Origin of the sequence: Mesorhizobium sp. INR15 (genome assembly GCF_015500075.1) — a bacterium.
In the GTDB taxonomy this organism is placed as follows: domain Bacteria; phylum Pseudomonadota; class Alphaproteobacteria; order Rhizobiales; family Rhizobiaceae; genus Mesorhizobium.
This window is the reverse complement of record NZ_CP045496.1, coordinates 1510161-1530866: the sequence shown is the minus strand read 5'-3', so window position 1 is coordinate 1530866 and position 20706 is coordinate 1510161. Positions and strand designations below refer to the sequence as shown.

Below are 20706 nucleotides of genomic sequence, written 5' to 3'. Positions count from 1 at the left end.
CATCGCATCCTCGTGAACGTCAACGCCAGCGGACTCAAGCCCGCCGGCGTTCTGCCTCCGGGTTCTTGCGTGCTGCCAGGAATTCCTTGACCCGCCGGCCAGGTGCCGGGCCGCGCACCGGCTTGAAGCCGTCATCGAGTTCGCCGGAGAGATCGAACGTCGGCCGCACGCCGACGGCATCGTAATTCTCTTCCAGCCAGTCGCTGGCGGCGGTGCGGCCGAGGTCGCGCAGATAGGTCAGGAATGCCCATTCGGCATTGATCTTCGACGAAGCCGACAGATCCTTGAACGCCTCGTCGGCATCGATGCGATGCATGCGGATGTCGCGGTATTCGCCATGCGGCAGGCGACCGGCGACGATCAGCTCCTTGACGAAGGCGATCGAGCGGAATTCACGCAGCAGACCCGCGTTGAAGGTGATCTCGTCGATGCGGTTCTGAATCTCGTTGGCACTCTTCGGCGTTCCCTCGCGCACCACCGGGTTGATCTGCACCAGCAGCACGTCCTCGGTGGCTGCCGTCTTGAAGAACGGGTAGAGCGCCGGATTGCCGCCATAGCCGCCATCCCAATAGGGCACGCCCTTGATCTCGACGGCGCGGAACAGCTGCGGCAGGCACGCCGATGCCATCACCGCATCGAGGTCGATCTCGCCGTCGGAAAAGACCCTGAGCTGTCCGGTCTCGACATTGGTCGCCGAGATGAACAATTCCATCGACTTGCAGGCGTGGACATTGTCGAAGTCGATCTCGTTTTTGACCACGTCGCGCAGCGGGTTGAGGCCGAGCGGGTTGGCGACATAGGGCGAGAACACCCGCGACATGGTGTCGAAGAAGACATAGCCCGGCGAATTCTCGATCGACCAGTTGCCCCAGGCGACATCCCACGGCATGCGCTGCACCGGGCTGAACCGGCCCTTTGCCGCCACCGCGCGCCAGAAATCATCGAGCTTTTGCCGTGCGCCTTCGACACCGCCACGGACAAAGCCGTCGGCCAGGGCCACCGCATTCATGGCGCCCGCGCTGGTGCCGGACACCGCCGCGATATCGAGCCGCCCATCCTCAAGCAGCCGGTCGAGCACGCCCCAGGAAAAAGCGCCGTGCGAGCCTCCACCCTGCAGCGCGATGTTGATCTTCTTCTTCTCCTCCGCCTTGCCGTTTTTCGCCATGGCGTCGTCCTTTGTGTCGAGCTTGCTTATCCGAGCCACTCACGGCCCTGTTTCATGAAACGATCGGGAATGCCTTTGGGCTCACGCAGCGGTCCAGCCGCCGTCGACCGAGAGATGCGTACCGTTGATTTGCGCCGCCGCGTCCGAACACAGGAACACCGCCGCCGCCGCGATCTGCTCCACCGTGACGAATTCCTTGGTCGGCTGCTTCTCCAGCATGACCTCGCGGACGACCGTCTCGCGATCCATCTTGTTGGCCTTCATCTGGTCGGGGATCTGCGCCTCCACCAGCGGCGTCAGCACATAGCCGGGACAGATGGCGTTGCAGGTGATCCTGTCCCGCGCCAGTTCGAGAGCGACCGTCTTGGTCAGGCCCATGATGCCGTGCTTGGCCGAGACATAAGCCGATTTGAACGGCGAGGCGACGAGACCGTGCGCCGAGGCAATGTTGACGATACGCCCGCTACCCGCCTTTTTCATCAGCGGGATGGCGGCGGCGATGGTGTGGAAGGCCGACGACAGGTTGATGGCGATGATCGCGTCCCATTTCTCGGTCGGAAAATCCTCCACCGGCGCGACATGCTGGATGCCGGCGTTGTTGACGAGAATATCGACCGAACCGAAGGCCTCTGCCGCCCTGGCGATCAACGCCCGGCATTCAGCCGGCTTCGACATGTCAGCCTTGATATAGGCGGCCTTCACGCCATGCTGTTTGGCAACCACATCAGCAACAGAATGATCCGCGGCCGTATCGGAGAACGAATTGACAATGACATTGTGGCCGTTGGCCGCCAGCGCATGCGCGATGGCCAGGCCAATGCCAGAAGTGGAGCCGGTGACGACAGCGGTTTTTGTGGTGGTCAAAACAGGGTCCTTCGTTCACGCAAGATCATATTGCAGTGCAGCATATATGTCTTGTGCGACGCAAGAACACCAACATGGCCAACTCATGACGTGGAATTTACGTCACCATCTGGAGGCGCCCCCTAGGCAACGAGATCCGGCATCGGCCCGACATAGCGTGACTGCGGACGGATGAGCCGTCCGGTCGTCTGTTGTTCGCGCGCATGCGCGACCCAGCCGGCGGCCCGCCCGGCGGCAAAGACGTTGCTGAACGCGTCCGTGGGAAACCCAGCCGCCTCAAGCAGCAATGCGGTGTAGAATTCGACATTGGTCTGGATCGAACGCTCGGGCTTTGCGGCCCGCAGCACGTCAAGCGCGGCCTGCTCGACCTTTTCGGCGAAGGCCAGGCGGTTGCCCGTGTCACCTTCGCCGCCAAGCTGGCGAACGACGGCTTTCAGCACATCGGCGCGCGGGTCGCGCACCCGGTAGATGCGATGTCCAAAACCCATGATGCGTTCACCATGCACGATTTCATCGCGCAGCCAGCTGGCCGCATCGCCATGCGCCGCGATCGCGTCCAGCATCTCGATCACTGGACCCGGCGCGCCACCGTGCAGCGGCCCCTTGAGCGCGCCAAGCCCGGCCAGCACTGCGGATGTCAGGCCGGCCTGGGTCGAAGCCACCACGCGTGTCGCGAAGGTCGAGGCGTTGAGGCCATGGTCGCAGACGGTGACGAGATAGGTGTCGAGCGCCTTCGTCAAAGCCGGTGAAGCGACAGTGCCGTTGAGCATCCGCAACATGTCGCCGGCATGATCGGCCCGGGCGTCTGGCGCAAGAGGCTGCTCGCCGCGCCGCAGCCGCAACAGGGCTGGCGTCAGCACGGCGGGCGCCGCGATCAGCCGCAATGCGTCCGCCAGCGTCTCGCCGTCCGGCAGCAGCGCCATTCCGGCGCGCATGGCACTGTAGATGTCGACCGACAGCAGTGACGGCAGCATCGGGCGAAGCCGCTCGAACACCTCGCTACGCGCCTGACCGAGCCTCGCCGCGAGTTCCACATCGCCGGGAAGGTCGTCAAAGAAGCCATCCAGCAACAGCTGGACCACCTGGGCATAGCTCCAACGCCCAGCCAGTTCCGGCAGGGAATGCCCCCGGATCGTCAGACGGCCGCCAAGACCATCGACATCGGAGAGCACCGTCTCCGCCGCCACCACGTCATCGAGCCCGTTCGCCATGGATGTCTCCTTGAACCGTTTCCGGATCGGAGATAAGGCTGCGTGACCAATCCATCAATCTTGATCAATATAATCAATATCTGGAGCAAATGGACGATGTCGGAATGGCTGTCACGGGAGGAGGCGCTGGAACGGCTCAAGGTCCGGGCACAGACGCTCTATGCCTATGTCAGCCGTGGACGTATCGGCATGCGGCCGGAGCCGGCTGATCCGCGCCGCAGCCAGTATCGTGCCGAGGACATCGCCGCGCTGGCCACCCGCCGCGCGCGCGGAAGACGTGCCTCGGCCATTGCCGAAAGCGCGATCGCCTGGGGTGAGCCGTCGATTGCCACCTCGATTTCGACCGTCTTGCATGGACGCCTCATCTATCGCGGCCAGGACGCGGTCCTCCTCTCGGACACAATCTCGCTGGAGGAGACAGCCGGCATTTTGTGGACTCAGCCCGGATCGACAGCCTTCAGCGCGCCTTCAAGCGGCAAACAGCAGGACGGCGGGCGCCAGAGGGCCTTTGTTGACCTGGCGGCGCTGGCAGGACAGGGACAGCCGTCGCTCGGGCGTAGCAGCAAATCGCTTTACGCGGATGCCAGACAGGCGGTTGGCGTATTGGCCACCGCCCTCGGCGCGGCGCCAGGTAACGCCCCCCTGCACCTGCGGCTGGCGCAAGGCTGGTCGGCAAATGAACCTGGCGCGGACGCGATCCGCCGGGCACTGGTCCTGCTCGCGGACCATGAACTCAACACATCGGCCTTCGCAGCGCGTGTCGCTGCCTCGACGGGCGCATCGCTGGCCTCCTGCCTGCTGGCAGGACTGGCAACGCTCTCCGGCCCTCGCCATGGCGGCGCCGGCGAAGCGGTCATGCAACTGGCCGCGGACGCCGTGATGCATGGCGCGGATGCAACCGTCAGGCGCTGGCTCGATCACGACCGGCCGCTGCCGGGTTTCGGTCATCCGCTCTACTCCGAGGGAGATGTTCGCGCGATTTCCCTGATGCAGAAGATCGAGGTCGACGGCACGTTGCGTTCTCTTGGTGAAGCCGCGTTGGCCGCAACCGGCATGCGCCCCAACATCGACTTCGCGCTGGCGGCACTGACGCGCAGCCTCGGTTTGCCGCTCGACGCGCCGTTCCGCCTGTTCGCACTCGGGCGCAGCATTGGCTGGGCAGCCCATGCCGTGGAGCAAGCCGCCTCAGGAACGCTTATCCGACCGCGTGGCCGCTATGAGGGCTTGTCTCCCTGAAAGTCCTGCGCCCAATTCATCCCTGGCTGGCATCGCCGCCGAATTGGGTGCGGTAGGCGGCTGGCGTTGTCGCGAATTGCTGGCGAAAGTGGTGCCGCAAGGTCGCCGCCGCGCCAAATCCGGCGCTTTCCGCGATCTGCTCGACCGGCATGCTGGTGTCTTCCAGCAGCGTGCGCGCCCGCGACAGCCGCTCCGACAAAAGCCAGCGCGCCGGCGTGACACCGGTGGCGGCCATGAAGCGGCGCAAGAACGTCCGCTCGCTCATGCCCGCCAGCCCCGCCAGTGTGGCGACGGGGTAGTCGCCGGAAATGTCGGCGCGCATTCTGTCGATCAATGGCCCAAGCCTGCCGCGCTCATGCGGCTCGGGCACGGAGCGCTCGATATATTGCGCCTGGCCGCCATCGCGGTGCGGCGGAACAACGAGGCGGCGCGCCACTGCATTGGCGGCTTGCGTGCCGAAGTCGCGCCGGACCAGATGCAGGCACAGATCGATGCCCGCCGCGCTGCCGGCCGATGTGAAAACGTCCCCCTCATCGATGTAGAGAACATCGGGGACGACCTCGATGTCGGGATAGAGTTCCTTCAGTCTCGCGCAGTAGCGCCAGTGGGTGGTGGCGCGCTTGCCGCGCAGCAGTCCGGCGGCGGCAAGCACGAACACGCCAGAGCAGATGGAAACAACCCGCGCGCCGCGCTCGTTTGCCTTGACAAGGGCGTCGATCAGCGGCTGCGGCACCGGACTGTCGATGCCGCGCCATCCGGGCACGATCACCGTGCCCGCCTGGTCGATCAGGTCGGCACCGCCGTCAGCGACGAACCGCACGCCACCCAGCGCACGCATCTCACCCGCGTCGACCCCGGCGACCGCGAAGCGATACCAGCCCGTGCCCATCTCCGGCCTTGGCAAGGCGAACACTTCCGCCGCCACACCAAACTCAAACGTGCACAGCCCGTCATAGGCGATGGCAACGACAAGCGGATTGGCGAGGGGCGAACGCGGTTTTGGCATGATCTTGATGCTATATGGCAAAACCGCCAACTGCAATGACGCGGCTTTCTGCTCTATCTCGGTTGCATCAGCGATGGAGCGACCAGATGAGCTATGTGACACAGGTGCCGGCGGCCACGCCGGATGTTGCGCGGGACCATTTTCAGCGCCGGCTCTCCGTCGAGACCGACTGCTCCGATGTCGCCGCCGCCTTGCGCTCGGGCGAGCAGGATTTCGTCCTTTGCCATGTCGTCGGCACGCCGGAAGCCTACCAGCGCCGCCACGTGCCTGGCGCCCTGCATCTGCCGCACCGCGAGATCAGCACCGAGCGAATGGCACAATGGCCGGCATCGACGCTGTTCGTCGTCTACTGCGCCGGGCCGCATTGCAATGGCGCGGATCAGGCAGCCTTCAAGCTGGCCAGCCTTGGCCGGCCGGTGAAGATCATGATCGGCGGCATAACCGGCTGGCAGGACGAGGACCTCCCTTTTGCCTCAGGCAAGGAGCCTGGTGCTCTCGGAGCTTGATGCGAAACCGCGGATGAGAGCGCGATGCGAAAAACGCCGGTCACAATCCGCCCGTTCGAGCGGCAGGATGTCGGCGCCGTGCTCGTGCTGATGCGGGCGCTGGCGGTGTTCGAGGGCTATGACGACAGGTTCCGCGTCACCGAGGCGGACATCGTCGAACATGGGCTGGGGCCTTCGCCCCGCTTTGGCGTGTTCGTCGCCGAGGCCGAAGGCGCCGTCGTCGGAATCGCCGTCCACTATCTCATCCCCTGGACTTACGACCTGAAGCCCGTCGTCGTCCTGAAGGAGCTCTATGTCGCGGAGCCAGCACGCGGCATGGCGGTCGGCCATGCCCTCGTCGAACGGCTAAGGAAATACGCCAGCGGCATTGGTGCATCCACCATCAAATGGACGGTGCTGCGGTCCAACACGCCGGCCAAGGCGTTCTACCGCGCACTCGGCGGGCGGCCCGACGAAATCTGGGAAATGTGGCATTTGGATATCGCGGAATAGGACAGGCCAGGGGCGATCCCGGGTTACCGCGAAACGGCGAACCGCTCCGCCGGCTTACGACATCGTGTCGAGCTTGCGCTGCATCGCAGCGATCTGCTCCTTCAGATCCTGAAGGTCGTCGGATTTTTCCGGCGCTTCCTTCCTCGCCGGTTCCGGCGCGGGTGCGGCGGCGGCTGGAGCGGAGCCCGCCGGCGGGAAGGGCGTGAATAGGCGCATGGCGTTCTGGAACATCTCCATGTTGCGGCGCGTCTGCTCTTCCAGCGCCTTGATCGGCGTGGTGATTTTCATCATGTCGAGCGGCGACTTGCCGATCGCGCCCTTCATCTGCTCACGAAAACGCTCCTGTTCCTTGGAAAAGGCCATCATCGACTGCTCGAGAAAACTCGGCACGATCATCTGCATCTGGTCACCGTAATAGGCGATCAGCTGACGCAGGAACGGGATCGGCAGCATGTTCTGCCCATCCTTGTTCTCCAGCTCGAAAATGATCTGGGTCAGCACCGGGTGCGTGATGTCGTCGCCGGTCTTGGCGTCCTGAACGGTGAACTCCTCGCCCTTCTTGACCATCTCGGCGAGGTCCTCGAGCGTCACGTAGGTGCTTGTGCCGGTATTATAGAGGCGGCGATTGGCGTATTTCTTGATAACGATCGGATCGTCTTTCGCGGCCATCTGCATCCTCCCGGGGACACCGGCGTGCCTGAGTAAGCCGCCGGTAACGATTGTGCCTTTTCTAAGGATATGCGCAAAAGCGTCATAAATCCAAGCAGTTTGTGCAGTGCGGGATCATAAAATGCTGCATAGCAGGCCAAATATGCTGCGCAGCAATGATCGGCCCGTGGCGATAGCCATGCACGGCCTGCTTGCAGCGCATGGCGGCCATGCCCATTTCCGGTTTGACTTGGGTTATGGAAAGGGCAAGAAAAGTCCTCAACGACACCCAAAAAGAACCCGATCCCCTGAAGTCTGGAGAAGAACATGTCCGCTTCCATCGTCATCGCCAGCGCGGCACGCACGCCTGTCGGCTCCTTCAACGGCGCCTTTGCCGCTACACCGGCGCATGAACTCGGCGCCGCCGTCATCAGCGAACTGCTGGCTCGGGCCGGTGTTGAAGCAGCCGAGGTCGATGAGGTCATTCTCGGTCAGGTGCTGACCGCCGCGCAGGGGCAGAACCCAGCCCGCCAGGCGTCGATCCTTGCCGGCCTGCCCAAGGAGACCACCGCCTGGGGTCTCAACCAGGTTTGCGGCTCGGGCCTTCGCGCCATCGCGCTCGGCATGCAGCAGATCGCCGCCGGCGACGCCAAGGTGATCATTGCCGGCGGACAGGAATCGATGTCGCTTTCCGCACACGCCCAGCATTTGCGCGCCGGCGTCAAAATGGGCGACTACAAGATGATCGACACCATGATCAAGGACGGACTGTGGGACGCCTTCAACGGCTATCACATGGGCAACACGGCCGAGAATGTCGCTCGCCAGTTCCAAATCACCCGCGACGACCAGGACCAGTTCGCGCTGGCCTCGCAGAACAAGGCCGAGGCCGCGCAGAAGGCCGGAAAGTTCAAGGACGAGATCGTTGCCTTCACCATCAAGGGCCGGAAGGGCGACACGATTGTCGACCAGGACGAATACATCCGTCACGGCGCCACCATGGATGCCATGACCAAGCTGAAGCCGGCCTTCGACAAGGACGGCACGGTGACCGCCGCCAACGCGTCCGGCATCAATGACGGCGCCGCCGGCGCACTTCTGATGAGCGAGGCGGAAGCAGTCCGGCGCGGCATCACGCCTTTGGCGCGCATCGTCTCCTGGGCGACCGCCGGTGTTGACCCTGCAATCATGGGCACCGGCCCCATCCCTGCCTCGCGCAAGGCATTGGAAAAGGCCGGCTGGTCGGTCGGCGATCTCGACCTGGTCGAGGCCAACGAGGCCTTTGCCGCTCAGGCCTGCGCCGTCAACAAGGACATGGGCTGGGATCCCTCGATCGTCAACGTCAATGGCGGTGCCATCGCCATCGGCCATCCGATCGGCGCTTCCGGCGCCCGTGTCTTCAACACGCTGGTCTTCGAGATGCGCCGCCGGGGCGCCAAGAAGGGCCTTGCGACGCTGTGCATCGGCGGCGGCATGGGCGTCGCCATGTGCGTCGAAGCGCTGTAAGAAAGACCAACCACACTGCGGAAGCGAGCAGGGAACAGAGGGCAAACCCTGCCGCCCGACATCAGACATCTGCACTCCTGGGAGGAAACATGACCAAGGTAGCACTCGTCACCGGTGGCTCGCGCGGCATCGGCGCGGCGATCTCGATCGCGCTGAAGAATGCCGGCTATTCCGTCGCCGCCAACTATGCCGGCAATGACGAGGCGGCGAAGAAATTCACCGCCGAGACCGGCATCAAGACCTACAAATGGTCGGTTGCCGACTATGACGCCTGCGCTGCCGGCATAAAGCAGGTCGAGGCTGATCTCGGCCCGGTCGCGGTGCTGGTCAACAATGCCGGCATCACCCGCGATGCCATGTTCCACAAGCTGACGCGCGAGCAGTGGAAGGAGGTCATCGACACCAACCTTTCCGGCGTCTTCAACATGACGCACCCACTGTGGGGCGGCATGCGCGACCGCAAGTTCGGCCGCGTCATCACCATTTCCTCGATCAACGGCCAGAAGGGCCAGGCCGGCCAGGTCAACTACTCCGCCGCCAAGGCTGGCGATATCGGCTTCTCCAAGGCGCTGGCCCAGGAGGGCGCGCGCGCGGGCATCACCGTCAACGTCATCTGCCCCGGCTATATCGCCACCGAGATGGTCAAGGCGATCGACGAGAAGGTGCTCAACGAACGCATCATTCCGCAGATTCCCGTCGGCCGCCTTGGCGAGCCGGAAGAGATCGCGCGCTGCGTCGTCTTCCTCGCTTCCGAAGATGCCGGCTTCATCACCGGTTCGACTATCACCGCCAATGGCGGTCAGTATTTCGTCTGAGACCGAAAACCATCTCGGAGCTTCAACGGGCTGGCAAAACCAGCCCGTTTTCCGTTGGCGGGGCAGTCGGCCGGAGGCGCCCCAGCCGCGGCTGACCCAATCCGGCACGCGGAAGTTAACAGCCGCCGTCCGCTCTGTGCGAAAGCCGCTTGGCAACCTGTGGATTCTCGGTGGAAAACCTGTTCACAACACAAGATATTGGGGTGAACAAATCAGGAATATTGGCGTATCGCTGATTCGTCGCCATTTCGTTCCGGCTTTGACCGGAAGGTTAATGAACAAGCCCGGAATCGCCCGCCAAACGGTTAACACGGATTAGGAAAGATCAACAATTTCATAATCTTGGTCGATGGCAGCCAGGCGGCGCCTGCCGTTCGTCGGCATAGGTTAACGGCAAGTCCACTCTAGCATGAAACGGGCCAGTTCGACGATTCAGCATCTGGTGAGAGTCCGAGCCATAAAATCCACATGTAGCCGTGAACAAAACCTGAATCAGCTGGAGTCACTGATTCGTCGCCGATTCGTTCCAGACTCGTTCCATCCGTTAATCAGCAACCGTTTCGCGGATTGACAACGATGCCATCGAGATACCGCTGGAACATTCCGCTTTCGCTTCGCGTGCGAAATCCCTATGTGTCGCCTGTCATACGCGCCGGAGCAGGCGCGCTCCCGACAATGAGAGGCCAGAAAGCCTTATTTCGACGCTGATGAACATCCAGCCCAAACACACCGAGCCTCTGATCCTGTCGGGCCGCGACGTCACCGCCGTGTTGGGGCCGACCAACACCGGCAAGACGCATCTCGCCATCGAGCGCATGGTGGCGCATGAGAGCGGCATCATCGGCCTGCCACTCAGATTGCTGGCGCGCGAGGTTTACACGCGTGTCTGCGAAAAGGTCGGCGCCCACAAGGTGGCGCTGATCACCGGTGAAGAGAAGATCCAGCCGCCCGGCGCCCGATACTCAGTCTGCACCGTGGAGGCGATGCCGCGCGAGACCGATGCCGCCTTCGTCGCCATCGACGAAGTGCAGCTCGCTGGCGATCTCGAGCGCGGTCACATCTTCACCGACCGCATCCTGCATCTGCGCGGCAGACAGGAGACGCTCCTGCTTGGTGCGGCCACCATGCAGGGCATCCTCCAACGCCTGTTGAGGGGCGTGTCGGTGGTAACGCGGCCACGGCTGTCGCATCTCGCCTATGCCGGCTCGAAGAAGCTGACACGCCTGCCGCGCCGCACCGCGATCGTCGCCTTCTCGGCCGATGAGGTCTACGCCATCGCCGAACTGATCCGCCGCCAGCAAGGTGGTGCTGCTGTCGTGCTGGGCGCGCTCTCGCCGCGTACCCGCAACGCACAGGTGGCGCTGTTCCAGTCGGGCGACGTCGACTATCTCATTGCCACCGACGCCATCGGCATGGGCCTGAACCTTGATCTCGATCACGTCGCCTTCGCCCAGAACCGCAAGTTCGACGGCTATCAGTATCGCAATCTGACAGCGGCCGAGCTTGGCCAGATCGCTGGACGCGCCGGACGGCATCTGCGCGACGGCACCTTCGGCGTCACTGGCCAGGTCGATCCGCTCGACGAAGACCTGATCAAGAAGATCGAAGGCCATGATTTCGAGCCGGTGAAGGTTTTGCAGTGGCGCACCGCGCATTTCGACTTCGCCAGCCTCGACACGCTGAAGCGCTCGATCGAAACCAATGCCCCGGTCGAAGGCCTGACGCGAGCACTGCCCGCCGTCGATGCACAGGCGCTGGAATATCTGTCGCGCGACGAGGACATCCGCGCGCTCGCCACCAATGCCAAGCGCGTGGCGCTGCTGTGGGAAGCCTGCGCGCTTCCGGACTATCGCAAGATCGCACCCGCCCAGCATGCCGACCTGATCGCCTCGATCTACATGGACCTCGCCAGACATGGTCATGTCGACGAGAATTACATGGCCGAACAGGTGCGCCGCGCTGACACCACCGAGGGCGATATTGATACGCTTTCGCACCGCATTGCTCAGATCCGCACCTGGACATTCGTGTCGAACCGGCCGGGCTGGCTGGCCGATCAGGCACACTGGCAGGAAAAGACGCGAGAAATTGAAGACAGATTGTCGGATGCGCTGCATGAGCGGTTGACGAAACGCTTCGTAGACCGCAGGACTTCCGTCCTCATGCGGCGCCTTAGAGAAAATACCATGCCTGAAGCCGAAATAAGCCCTACCGGAACCGTCCTTGTCGAAGGCCATCATGTTGGCGAGCTGCAAGGGTTCCGCTTTACAGCCGACCAGAGCGCCGGCGGCGAAGACGCCAAGGCCGTGCGCACGGCCGCGCAAAAGGCGCTGGCCGCCGAATTCGAGGCGCGCGCCGAACGCTTCGGCGCCTCGGCCAATGGCGACATCGCGCTGGGCTCGGATGGCGTGCTGCGCTGGATCGGCGCGCCGATCGGTACGCTGGTCTCGGGCGACGAGGTCCTCAAGCCCCGCCTTGTGCTGCTGGCCGACGAGCAGTTGACCGGCCCGGCACGCGACAAGGTCGCGGCGCGGGCGGAACGCTTCGTCAATTTCCAGGTCGAGTCGCTGCTGAAGCCGCTGGTCGACCTCAAGAATGCCGACCAGATTTCCGGCATCGGCCGTGGCATCGCTTTCCAGCTGGTCGAGAACTACGGCCTGATCAATCGCCGCGACATCGCCGAGGAAATGAAGTCGCTCGACCAGGAGGGCCGTGCAGCCCTTCGCCGTCTCGGAGTCCGCTTTGGCGCCTACCACGTCTTCGTGCCGACGCTGATCAAGCCGGCTCCGGCTGGTCTGGTGACGCTGCTGTGGGCGCTGAAGAACGACGGCAAGGACAAGCCCGGTTTCGGCGACGTGGTTCACGCTCTCGCCTCCGGCCGCACCTCGGTGGTCATCGACCCAGCCTTCGACAAGGCTTTCTACAAGCTGGCCGGCTACCGAAACCTCGGCCGCCGCGCCGTACGCATCGATATTCTGGAACGCCTCGCCGACCTGATCCGCCCCGCGACCAACTGGAAGCCCGGTCTCGGACAGCGCCCCGACGGCGCCTATGACGGCCAGTCCTTCATGGTGACGCCGCCAATGATGTCGATCCTCGGCGCCACCGCCGACGACATGGAAGAAATCCTGAAGGGTCTCGGCTATCGCGCCGAACCGAAGCCACCGGCGGAGGTCAAGGCCCGGCTTGAGGCGCAGGACAACGCGGCCGGCGAAGCAGCGGCTGCGAAATTTGCCGCCGAAGAGGCAGCCCGCGCCGAGCAGGCCAAGGCAGCTGAAGACGCAGCGGCACAAGCCGCATCAGAGGCCCCGGCCGAAGATTCGGAGCTGGCAGCGGACGCAGTCGTTGCGGAAACGGCAGTGGAAGCGCCCGCCGAGATCGTCGCGGACGTTGCGCCGGAACCTGCTGCCGACGAACCGGCGGACGTTCAAGCCGAAGCTATCCAGGAAGAAGCGACATTAGCCGAGGCAGCAGCAGAAGCCGACGAGCCCGCGCCGCTTGAACCGCAGGCAGAGCCTGAAGCCGCCGAGATCGCAGCCGTGGCACCGGCTGAGGATACGGCACCGGCCGAGCCCACGTCAGACGCCACGCCCGCAGCAGAGGCTTTGGAGCCCGCTCTGGTGGCGGAGGCCACCGACGGCGAGACAGTCCCTGAAGTGGAAGCGCCAAAGCCCATCCTGTTGTGGCGTCAGGGCCGTTTCGACCAGCGCCCACGCCATCGCGACGACAACCGCAGGAACAACAACCGTCCGCGCAACGGCCAGGCCGCGCGTGGCCGCACCGATGCGCCGGCGGATGCTTCCGGCACACCAGCGCCGGCGTCGCCCTCGGATCGGCCTGCCCATGAAGGGCGGCGGGACGGTGCCGGCAAGCCACGCTTTGACCGCTCGAAGTTCAAGCCCAAGCCGCAGGCCGAAGGCGAACAGCGGCGCGACGGCAGGCCGCAAGGCGACCGACCCGACCGCCGCGAAGGCCGGCCCGACTGGAAGGCTGGCAGGCCGGATGGCAAGGGTGGTGGCCCCGATCGCGGCGGAAAGCCTGCCTTCCAGCCAAAGCCGCGCGAGGAGCGCCCGGTACGTTTCGATCCGGACTCGCCCTTCGCCAAGCTCGCCGCCTTGCGCGACCAGTTGAAGAAGTAGGCCAGCCGGGTTCGATGGTTGCCCCAATCGTCTCGAGGGACCGCCAGCGCATCGACAAATGGTTGTTCTTCTCGCGCGCTGTTAAATCACGCTCGCTGGCGGCGAAACTTGTTGTCTCCGGACGCGTCCGCATCAATCGCGACAAAGCAGCGCAGGCGTCCGATATGGTCAAGCCAGGTGATGTGCTGACCATCACGCTTGAACGGCGGATTTTCATCTGGAAGGTGCTGAATCCAGGCGCACGGCGCGGCCCGGCCGAGGAGGCGCGCACCCTCTATGAGGACATGTCGCCACCACCGGCGCCGAAGGGCGAAGCTCCTCCCGATGCGATTGCGGGGCTGCGCGAAGCCGGAAGTGGCCGCCCGACCAAGAGAGAACGCCGCCAGACCGACCGATTGCTTGGCGAGGATTGAGCCATGCCAGGCCCCTGCTCTGCCAGCGGTCTGGAATTCCATTCCGCAAACGCCGATGCCGCGGGGAACGGCTGCCCTTGCAAGCGGCGGGCAAAGGCGTTACCTCACGGAAAAAGCCCAACAAAAATGGGACGTCCCGGAGCCGACCGATGACCTATGTCGTGACCGACAATTGTATTAAATGCAAATACATGGACTGCATCGAGGTCTGTCCGGTCGACTGTTTCTACGAAGGCGAGAACATGCTCGTCATTCATCCCGACGAATGCATCGACTGTGGCGTCTGCGAGCCGGAATGCCCGGCCGACGCGATCAAGCCCGACACGGAGCCGGGTCTCGACAAATGGCTGCAGGTCAACACCGAATACGCCGAGAAATGGCCCAACATCACCGCCAAGAAAGAGCCGCCGGCTGACGCCAAATCCTTCGATGGCGAGGCTGGCAAATTCGAGAAATACTTCTCGGCGGAGCCTGGCGACGGCGACTGACAGAACGGTCAATTGCCTCGGCATAACGCTGCGTAAGAGGCATGACACATTAACCGCCTTGACAGGCGGCGATCACGTGTGGCCTTCGCGTGTGCGGCAAAACCTTGATTCTTCCGACTTTTTGTGTTACATCAACGAAACATGCCGGTGACACAACGTCGATTTATGGCGCAGACGCCCCAAATCACTGAAAGGTGAAAATCCCATTCGGACCAGAGCAATCTGGGCCTGGCGGTCGCAATACGCGGTTTGCCGGTCCCGGCTTTTCCGGTGGGATCATCTGTTGTGCGGCTAACGATCGGCGTCCCCGATCGCGCGAGTTCGGGCCGGCAGGACGCCGGCGCTACAACAAGGAGTTCAGGGCGTAATGGCAACAATCACCCCGCAGAAGAAGTCCCCCGCAGCGCGTCATGGTTTCAAGACCGGCGAGTACATCGTGTATCCGGCGCATGGCGTCGGCCAGATCATCTCGATCGACGAGCAGGAAGTTGCCGGGCACAAGCTGGAACTCTTCGTCATCGATTTCCAGAAGGACAAGATGCGCCTGAAGGTGCCGGTCGCTAAGGCGACCTCCATCGGCATGCGCAAGCTGTCGGAAGAGGATTATGTCGAGCGCGCGCTGAAGGTCGTGCAGGGCCGCGCCCGCGTCAAGCGCACCATGTGGTCGCGCCGCGCCCAGGAATATGATGCGAAGATCAATTCCGGCGACCTGATCTCGATCTCGGAAGTTGTCCGCGACCTCTACCGCGCCGACAACCAGCCGGAGCAGTCCTATTCCGAGCGTCAGCTTTACGAAGCGGCACTCGACCGCATGGCCCGCGAGATCGCGGCCGTCAACCGCATGTCGGAAACCGAAGCTGTTCGCCTGATCGAGATCAACCTCAACAAGGGTCCGAAGCGCGGCGCCAAGGCCGACAATGAGGAAGCCGAGCAGGAAGAAGCTGCCTGAATTTCTCGCATTTGATTTTCAGAAAACCCGGCCTCGCGCCGGGTTTTTTTGTCTTGAGGGGCGGCGCAAGCCTACGAGGAGATCTTATCTACCCCTGACCACCGGCTTCCTCGCCCGCCTCTTGCTTCAGTGTCGCGATGAAGCGCTTGGTCCGCTGCTGCTCCGGATTGCCGAACAGCACGGCCGCCGGTCCCTTCTCGACAACGACACCGGCGTCGAGAAACACCACCTCCTGCGCGATCTTGGAGGCCAGCCGCAGATCATGCGTCGCCATCACCATGGTCGTGCCTTCGCTGGCGAGCTTGCCTAGCACATCGACCACTTCCTGCGCCAGTTCCGGATCGAGCGCCGAGGTCGGCTCGTCGCACAGCAGCACCTTTGGCGACGGCGCAAGCGCCCGGGCGATCGCCACGCGCTGTTGCTGGCCGCCAGACAGGGTCGCCGGCCAGGCATCCGCCTTGTGCGCCATGCCGACCTTCTCCAGCAACGCCATCGCCCGCTCGCGCGCCTTCTCCGCCGGCCATTTCAGCACCGTGACCAGCCCTTCCATGACATTCTCGATGGCAGTGCGATGCGGGAACAACTGGAAGTTCTGGAACACCATGCCGGTCTGTAGGCGCAGACGCTGGACGTCCCGGCTCGCCACCTTGCCGCCCGGGCGGAACTCGAGCGTCTCGTCGCCGATCCGCACCGTCCCGGACGTTGGGATCTCCAAGAGGTTGATGCAGCGCAAAAGCGTGCTCTTGCCACCCCCGGACGGGCCAACAAGGGCGGTAACACTGCCTTCCGCGATCGTCACCGTCACGCCCTTCAGGACAACATTGTCGCCGAACCGCTTTTCGATGTTGCTGAGCCCGATCATGAGCGCGCCTCCAGGAAGCCGCCATAGCGGTTGAGCCGCGTCTCCAGCCGCGTCTGCAAGGCCGACAGCACCGAACTCAGCGCCAGATAAAGGATCGCCGCTTCGACATAGAGGATCAGCGGCTCATAGGTGGTGGCGACGATGCGTTGCGCCGCCTGGAACATCTCCGGCACGGTGATGGCGGCGGCGAGCGACGTGTCCTTGACCAGCGAGATGAAGGTGTTGGAAAGCGGCGGCACGGCGACCCGACCAGCCTGCGGCAGGATGGTGCGCCGCATCGCTTGGCTCCAGGTCATGCCGATTGAATAGGCCGCTTCCCATTGGCCCTTCGGCACCGAGCCTATGGCCGCCCGAATGATTTCCGACGTGTAGGCGCCGATATTCAAGGTGAAGCCGATCAGCGCTGCGGTGAATGCGTCGAGCAATATGCCGGCCGATGGCAGGCCGTAGAAAATCAGGAATAGCTGCACCAGAAGCGGCGTGCCGCGAAAGATCCAGACATAGAAGCGCACCACCATGACCAGTGGCTTTGAACCGAACAATCGCAGCAGTGCCGCGCTCAGCCCGACGGTCAGCCCGAGGACGAAGGACAGCAGCGTCAGCGGCACGGTAAAGATCAGCGCCGCCCACAACAGCGAGGGCAGCGACTCCAGCATCAGTTGCAGCCAGTGCGGCACGAAAGACCTCTCCTGCTATCGCCGTTCCACACGCGGCTATGGCCCATATCACGCCAAAAGCGGCAAGCCGTCAAAGACAGCTCGCCGCTCGGCATGTCGCGTGGGCCGGCAACCGGCCCAGCCTATGAAACTACTTCGAAACGTCTTGGCCGAAATAGGTGTCGGCGATCTTCTTGTAGGTGCCGTCGGCCTTGATGTCGGCCAGTGCCTTGTTGATCGCGGCGACCAGTTCCGGATCGCCCTTGCGCACGATGACGCCGGAATAGTCGGCGTTGTCTTCCTGCGCGGCGATCTTCACATCGGCATCGGGCTTGTGCTTCTTGAAGTCGAGGAAGGAGAGGCTATCGTTGATGGTCGCATCGGCGCGGCCGGTCAGCAGCAGCTGGATCGACTGGTCGAAACCGTCCGTGCCGACGAGCGCGGCGCCGTTGCTTTCCGCCAGCTTGCCAAAATTCGAGGTCAGCGACTGTGCCGACTTCTTGCCCTTGAGATCGGCGAACGTCTTGATGTCGGCGTTGTCGCCGCGCACGATCAACACCGCCTTCGAGGCGATATAAGGATCCGAGAAATCATACTTGGCCTTGCGCGCGTCGGTGATGCCGACCTCATTGATGACGGCGTCATAGCGGTTGGCGTCGAGACCGGCGATCAGCCCATCCCACTTGCCTTCGAGGAACTCTACCTTGACGCCGAGCTTATCGCCGATCGCCTTGGCGATTTCGACGTCGAAGCCAGCCAAAGCGCCGGAAGCGTCATGATAGGTGAAGGGCGCATAGGTGCCTTCCGTGCCGACCTTGATGGTACCCGCCTGCTTGATCTGATCAAGATTGGCGCCGGCATGGCCGGCGGTGACAGCCAGAGCCTGCAGCGTTCCGACGACGATGAGCGACTTGAGCCATTTCATTTTTCTGTGATCCCGTCCTTGGCCTGATCCCAGGCTTTTTGTGAATGCTGGAAACTGACAGATATTCGATGGGAAAATAAGGAACAGAATTTCAAAAACAATACAAATCTGAAATCAGATTCTCACAACAGGTTTTCTCGACGGCATTTGCGCTGCCGCAAACCGCCTCCAAAGCCTCGCGGACCGCGCGTGATGAAGCGCGGCGGCGGCGGAACCATTCCCGCACGTGGCACGTTCATGGCTGTTGTAGGGCCCGGCGTCACCTTTTCAACCACCACGATGCCAAGCCAGGAAAAGAACGTTGCAAGGCCCACCCGCATCGTTCGGAACAGGGAGCGCGGCATGATGCAGGACACGGCAGGTCGGACCATGGTCCGCGCGGCAATGAGAGCCCCCTATCTCGAGCGTGACGAGGAGCATCGGCTCGCATTGCGCTGGAAAGAGGACAACGACCAGCAGGCTCTGCACAGCATCACCGTCGCACATATGCGGCTGGTCATTTCCATGGCCTCCAAATTCCGCCACTACGGCCTGCCCCTCGGCGACCTGGTGCAGGAAGGTCATGTCGGTTTGCTGGAAGCGGCCGCCCGGTTCGAGCCGGAGCGCGAGGTGCGGTTTTCGACCTATGCGACGTGGTGGATTCGTGCCTCGATGCAGGATTACATCCTGCGTAACTGGTCGATCGTGCGCGGCGGAACCAGCTCGGCGCAGAAGGCGCTGTTCTTCAACCTGCGCCGCCTGCGCGCCCGGCTGGCTAACGGCACTGAACCGCTGTCGAACGCCACGCTCTACCGCGAGGTTTCGGTGGCGCTTGGAGTTTCCGAAGCCGATGTGGCGATGATGGATTCGCGCCTCTCGGCGCCTGATTCCTCACTCAATGCTCCGCTGGCCGACGAGTCCGGCTCAGCCGAGCGGATGGATTTTCTGATCTCGGATGATCCCTTGCCGGACGAAGTCGCCAGCGACACGATCGATGTCGAGCGCCGTTCGCTCTGGCTGAGGCAGGCGCTTCGCGCGCTCAACACCCGCGAACTCCGGATCATCGAGGAACGCCGCCTCAGTGACGAGGGTGCCACGCTCGAAGCGCTCGGCGAGACGCTCGGCATATCCAAGGAACGGGTGCGGCAGATTGAGGCGCGCGCCATGGAAAAGCTCAAGGTGGCGCTGGTCAGGCAGAACCCGGAATTCATGGCTGCCTGAGCCTTGGAATCGGAGCCTACTTGTCGGTGATGATCTTGACCTTGTCGCCGGCCGACACAGCAGCGCCCGGCGACAGCGCGTTGAGCACACGGAAAAGATCGAGCTTGCGGTCGACACCAACCATCTGAGCCGAAAGTGACCCCATCGTCTGCCCCGGCTGCACGGTAACCACACGGATATGCAGCGGCTTCAATGCCGCCTTCTCTGCCGCGCTCAGAATACGGAACGAACCGCTGACCGAACGCGCCACGGTATCCAGCGAAGTGCTGGCGGAGGGTGCGGCGGTCAGCAACCGGTAGACCTGGCCGCCGGCGCGGATCACCGCGATATCGAATTGCCAGCCTTCGGCGCCGGCATGCGCGGTCGCCGCCTCGTTGCCGTTGATGGTCTCCTGCTTCACCGTGCTGTCGTCGAGACCGGCGACCCAGCCGCTCCTGACATAGTCGGTCAGCGCCCGGTTCTTGTCGATCGAAACGCCGTCGAAGCGGATCGCCATGTCGCCGGGACCCGTCGCGGTCACAGCCGCCGCCGAATTGTCGATGATGAAACCCTCTGGCACCGAGAAGGACACACCAAGCCCAGGATGCAGGAAGGTTTCGCCACGCACATAGCCCTCTTCCGGCGTGTCGCCGTAAAGCAGGCCGTCTATGCCGGCGAGGAAGGAATCGCGATCACGCGTGCCCACGCCCGGCGCGCCGAACTGGCGGGCATGGCGCTGCGCCAGATCGATACGCTGCGGCGTGTTCGGATGGGTGGCCAGGAAGTCGAGGCTGGCGTCGGTGGCGCCGCTGATCGAACGGAAATCGGTATAGGCCGACATCGACTGCAGGAAGCGGCCGGCGGCAAACGGATCGTAACCGGCTTCGCCGATCGACTTGATGCCGATGGCATCGGCCTCCAGTTCCTGGTTGCGTGAGAACTGGGCAAGCCTGAGCTTGCCACGGATCAGCGCCGCCTTGGCGGTCGGGCTGTCGCCCAGCACGTCCGAGACGACCTTGGTCGCCAGTCCTTCCTCGGCTTCCAATTGCTGGCGCTGGAGGCCGTGATTGGCGGTAACATGGCCCATCTCATGCGCGATGACAGCGGCAAGCTCGGCCGAATCATTGGCGAGCGCCAGCAAGCCGCGCGTGATGTAGAGGTAGCCGCCCGGCAAGGCGAAGGCATTGACGTTGGGCGAGTTGAGAATGGTGATGCGATAGGTCTGGGTCGGGTTGGCCGACACAACCGTCAGGTTGCCGACAACCTTGGCCACCATGCGCTCAAGCTTGGGATCGGAATATTCACCGCCATAGGTGGCCAGAATGCGCGGATGCTGCGCCTTCGCCATCTCCGCGAGCTTGCTGTTGGCGGCGACGTTATCAACGGTGATCGGCCTATCGGACGGCTGGAAGCCGGATTCCTGAACCGCCGGAGGCGTGAACATCTGGCAGCTTGCCAGCGCCACGGTCAAGCCGGCCAGCGCCAGGAAGCGCGCCAGCGGATTCAGTCGAAATTTGTCAGCGCCGGTCGGCAGAACGGCTTCCTTTCGGGTCTTGGCGTGTGACCTCGAAAACCGGGGGCGATCTTCGGAATCGTCACACACAAAATCAAACTGCTACAGCACCCGTCGCGCGCCCCTTGGGACG

The 20706-nt window shown here is 63.3% G+C and carries 20 protein-coding genes; 10 read left to right on the top strand and 10 right to left on the bottom strand.

Annotation, left to right across the window (positions count from 1 at the left end):
* Positions 1-34: 34 nt before the first annotated feature.
* The 3 genes from GA829_RS07365 to GA829_RS07355 form a co-directional block, all read right to left on the bottom strand.
* The gene (locus GA829_RS07365) at positions 35-1165 is read right to left on the bottom strand and encodes a patatin-like phospholipase family protein (RefSeq protein WP_195179558.1); all 1131 of its coding nucleotides are present in this window, start codon (positions 1163-1165) and stop codon (positions 35-37) included.
* Positions 1166-1246: 81 nt separating this feature from the next.
* Positions 1247-2029, bottom strand: a complete 783-nt coding sequence (locus tag GA829_RS07360) for a 3-hydroxybutyrate dehydrogenase (RefSeq protein WP_195177877.1) — start codon at positions 2027-2029, stop codon at positions 1247-1249.
* A 122-nt stretch (positions 2030-2151) separates the two neighbouring features.
* On the bottom strand, positions 2152-3240 hold the full coding sequence (locus GA829_RS07355) for a citrate synthase/methylcitrate synthase (protein ID WP_195177876.1): 1089 nt from the start codon (positions 3238-3240) through the stop codon (positions 2152-2154).
* Positions 3241-3336: 96 nt separating this feature from the next.
* Between GA829_RS07355 and GA829_RS07350 the strand changes: the two genes are divergently transcribed.
* Positions 3337-4476: a citrate synthase gene (locus tag GA829_RS07350; RefSeq protein ID WP_195177875.1), complete on the top strand. Its 1140-nt coding sequence runs from the start codon at positions 3337-3339 to the stop codon at positions 4474-4476.
* Positions 4477-4492: 16 nt separating this feature from the next.
* On the opposite strand, the gene ftrA is transcribed toward GA829_RS07350, so the two are convergent.
* Positions 4493-5503: a transcriptional regulator FtrA gene (gene ftrA, locus GA829_RS07345; RefSeq protein ID WP_210337738.1), complete on the bottom strand. Its 1011-nt coding sequence runs from the start codon at positions 5501-5503 to the stop codon at positions 4493-4495.
* Between the two features lie 65 nt (positions 5504-5568).
* Here ftrA and GA829_RS07340 point away from each other — a divergent pair, with 65 nt between their 5' ends.
* Both GA829_RS07340 and GA829_RS07335 read left to right on the top strand, forming a co-directional pair.
* Entirely contained in the window at positions 5569-5988 is a 420-nt protein-coding gene (locus GA829_RS07340) for a rhodanese-like domain-containing protein (protein ID WP_195177873.1), read from the top strand.
* A 24-nt stretch (positions 5989-6012) separates the two neighbouring features.
* Positions 6013-6480, top strand: a complete 468-nt coding sequence (locus tag GA829_RS07335; RefSeq protein ID WP_195177872.1) for a GNAT family N-acetyltransferase — start codon at positions 6013-6015, stop codon at positions 6478-6480.
* Between the two features lie 54 nt (positions 6481-6534).
* Here the strand turns inward: GA829_RS07335 and phaR are convergent, their stop codons facing one another.
* On the bottom strand, positions 6535-7149 hold the full coding sequence (phaR, locus tag GA829_RS07330) for a polyhydroxyalkanoate synthesis repressor PhaR (protein ID WP_195177871.1): 615 nt from the start codon (positions 7147-7149) through the stop codon (positions 6535-6537).
* Between the two features lie 82 nt (positions 7150-7231).
* Positions 7232-7360, bottom strand: a complete 129-nt coding sequence (locus tag GA829_RS36580; RefSeq protein ID WP_258052214.1) for a hypothetical protein — start codon at positions 7358-7360, stop codon at positions 7232-7234.
* A 95-nt stretch (positions 7361-7455) separates the two neighbouring features.
* On the opposite strand from GA829_RS36580, the gene GA829_RS07325 reads away from it, so the two are divergent.
* The 6 genes from GA829_RS07325 to GA829_RS07300 all read left to right on the top strand — a co-directional run bounded on the left by GA829_RS07325 (position 7456) and on the right by GA829_RS07300 (position 15438).
* Complete coding sequence (locus GA829_RS07325) at positions 7456-8634, top strand: acetyl-CoA C-acetyltransferase (protein WP_195177870.1); 1179 nt, start codon at positions 7456-7458, stop codon at positions 8632-8634.
* 89 nt (positions 8635-8723) lie between these two features.
* Positions 8724-9449 carry an acetoacetyl-CoA reductase gene (gene phbB, locus GA829_RS07320; RefSeq protein ID WP_195177869.1) on the top strand — a complete coding sequence of 242 codons (726 nt, stop codon included), beginning with the start codon at positions 8724-8726 and terminating at the stop codon, positions 9447-9449.
* A 707-nt stretch (positions 9450-10156) separates the two neighbouring features.
* Complete coding sequence (locus tag GA829_RS07315) at positions 10157-13588, top strand: helicase-related protein (protein WP_195177868.1); 3432 nt, start codon at positions 10157-10159, stop codon at positions 13586-13588.
* A 26-nt stretch (positions 13589-13614) separates the two neighbouring features.
* A complete protein-coding gene (locus tag GA829_RS07310; RefSeq protein ID WP_195179557.1) occupies positions 13615-14001 on the top strand; it encodes an RNA-binding S4 domain-containing protein in 387 nt (128 codons plus the stop codon).
* Between the two features lie 149 nt (positions 14002-14150).
* Positions 14151-14489 carry a ferredoxin FdxA gene (gene fdxA, locus GA829_RS07305; protein ID WP_195177867.1) on the top strand — a complete coding sequence of 113 codons (339 nt, stop codon included), beginning with the start codon at positions 14151-14153 and terminating at the stop codon, positions 14487-14489.
* Positions 14490-14856: 367 nt separating this feature from the next.
* Positions 14857-15438: a CarD family transcriptional regulator gene (locus GA829_RS07300; protein WP_195177866.1), complete on the top strand. Its 582-nt coding sequence runs from the start codon at positions 14857-14859 to the stop codon at positions 15436-15438.
* Between the two features lie 88 nt (positions 15439-15526).
* Here GA829_RS07300 and GA829_RS07295 read toward each other — a convergent pair whose 3' ends face one another.
* From GA829_RS07295 to GA829_RS07285, 3 genes are all read right to left on the bottom strand, one after another.
* Complete coding sequence (locus tag GA829_RS07295; protein WP_195177865.1) at positions 15527-16300, bottom strand: amino acid ABC transporter ATP-binding protein; 774 nt, start codon at positions 16298-16300, stop codon at positions 15527-15529.
* Positions 16297-16977: an amino acid ABC transporter permease gene (locus GA829_RS07290; protein WP_195177864.1), complete on the bottom strand. Its 681-nt coding sequence runs from the start codon at positions 16975-16977 to the stop codon at positions 16297-16299. Before GA829_RS07290 ends, GA829_RS07295 begins: the two co-directional genes overlap by 4 nt.
* A 130-nt stretch (positions 16978-17107) precedes the next feature.
* Positions 17108-17881, bottom strand: a complete 774-nt coding sequence (locus GA829_RS07285) for an amino acid ABC transporter substrate-binding protein (protein ID WP_195177863.1) — start codon at positions 17879-17881, stop codon at positions 17108-17110.
* Positions 17882-18223: 342 nt separating this feature from the next.
* On the opposite strand from GA829_RS07285, the gene GA829_RS07280 reads away from it, so the two are divergent.
* The gene (locus GA829_RS07280) at positions 18224-19081 is read left to right on the top strand and encodes an RNA polymerase factor sigma-32 (protein WP_195179556.1); all 858 of its coding nucleotides are present in this window, start codon (positions 18224-18226) and stop codon (positions 19079-19081) included.
* 16 nt (positions 19082-19097) lie between these two features.
* Here the strand turns inward: GA829_RS07280 and GA829_RS07275 are convergent, their stop codons facing one another.
* Positions 19098-20567, bottom strand: a complete 1470-nt coding sequence (locus GA829_RS07275) for a M48 family metalloprotease (RefSeq protein ID WP_195179555.1) — start codon at positions 20565-20567, stop codon at positions 19098-19100.
* Positions 20568-20706 lie beyond the last annotated feature (139 nt).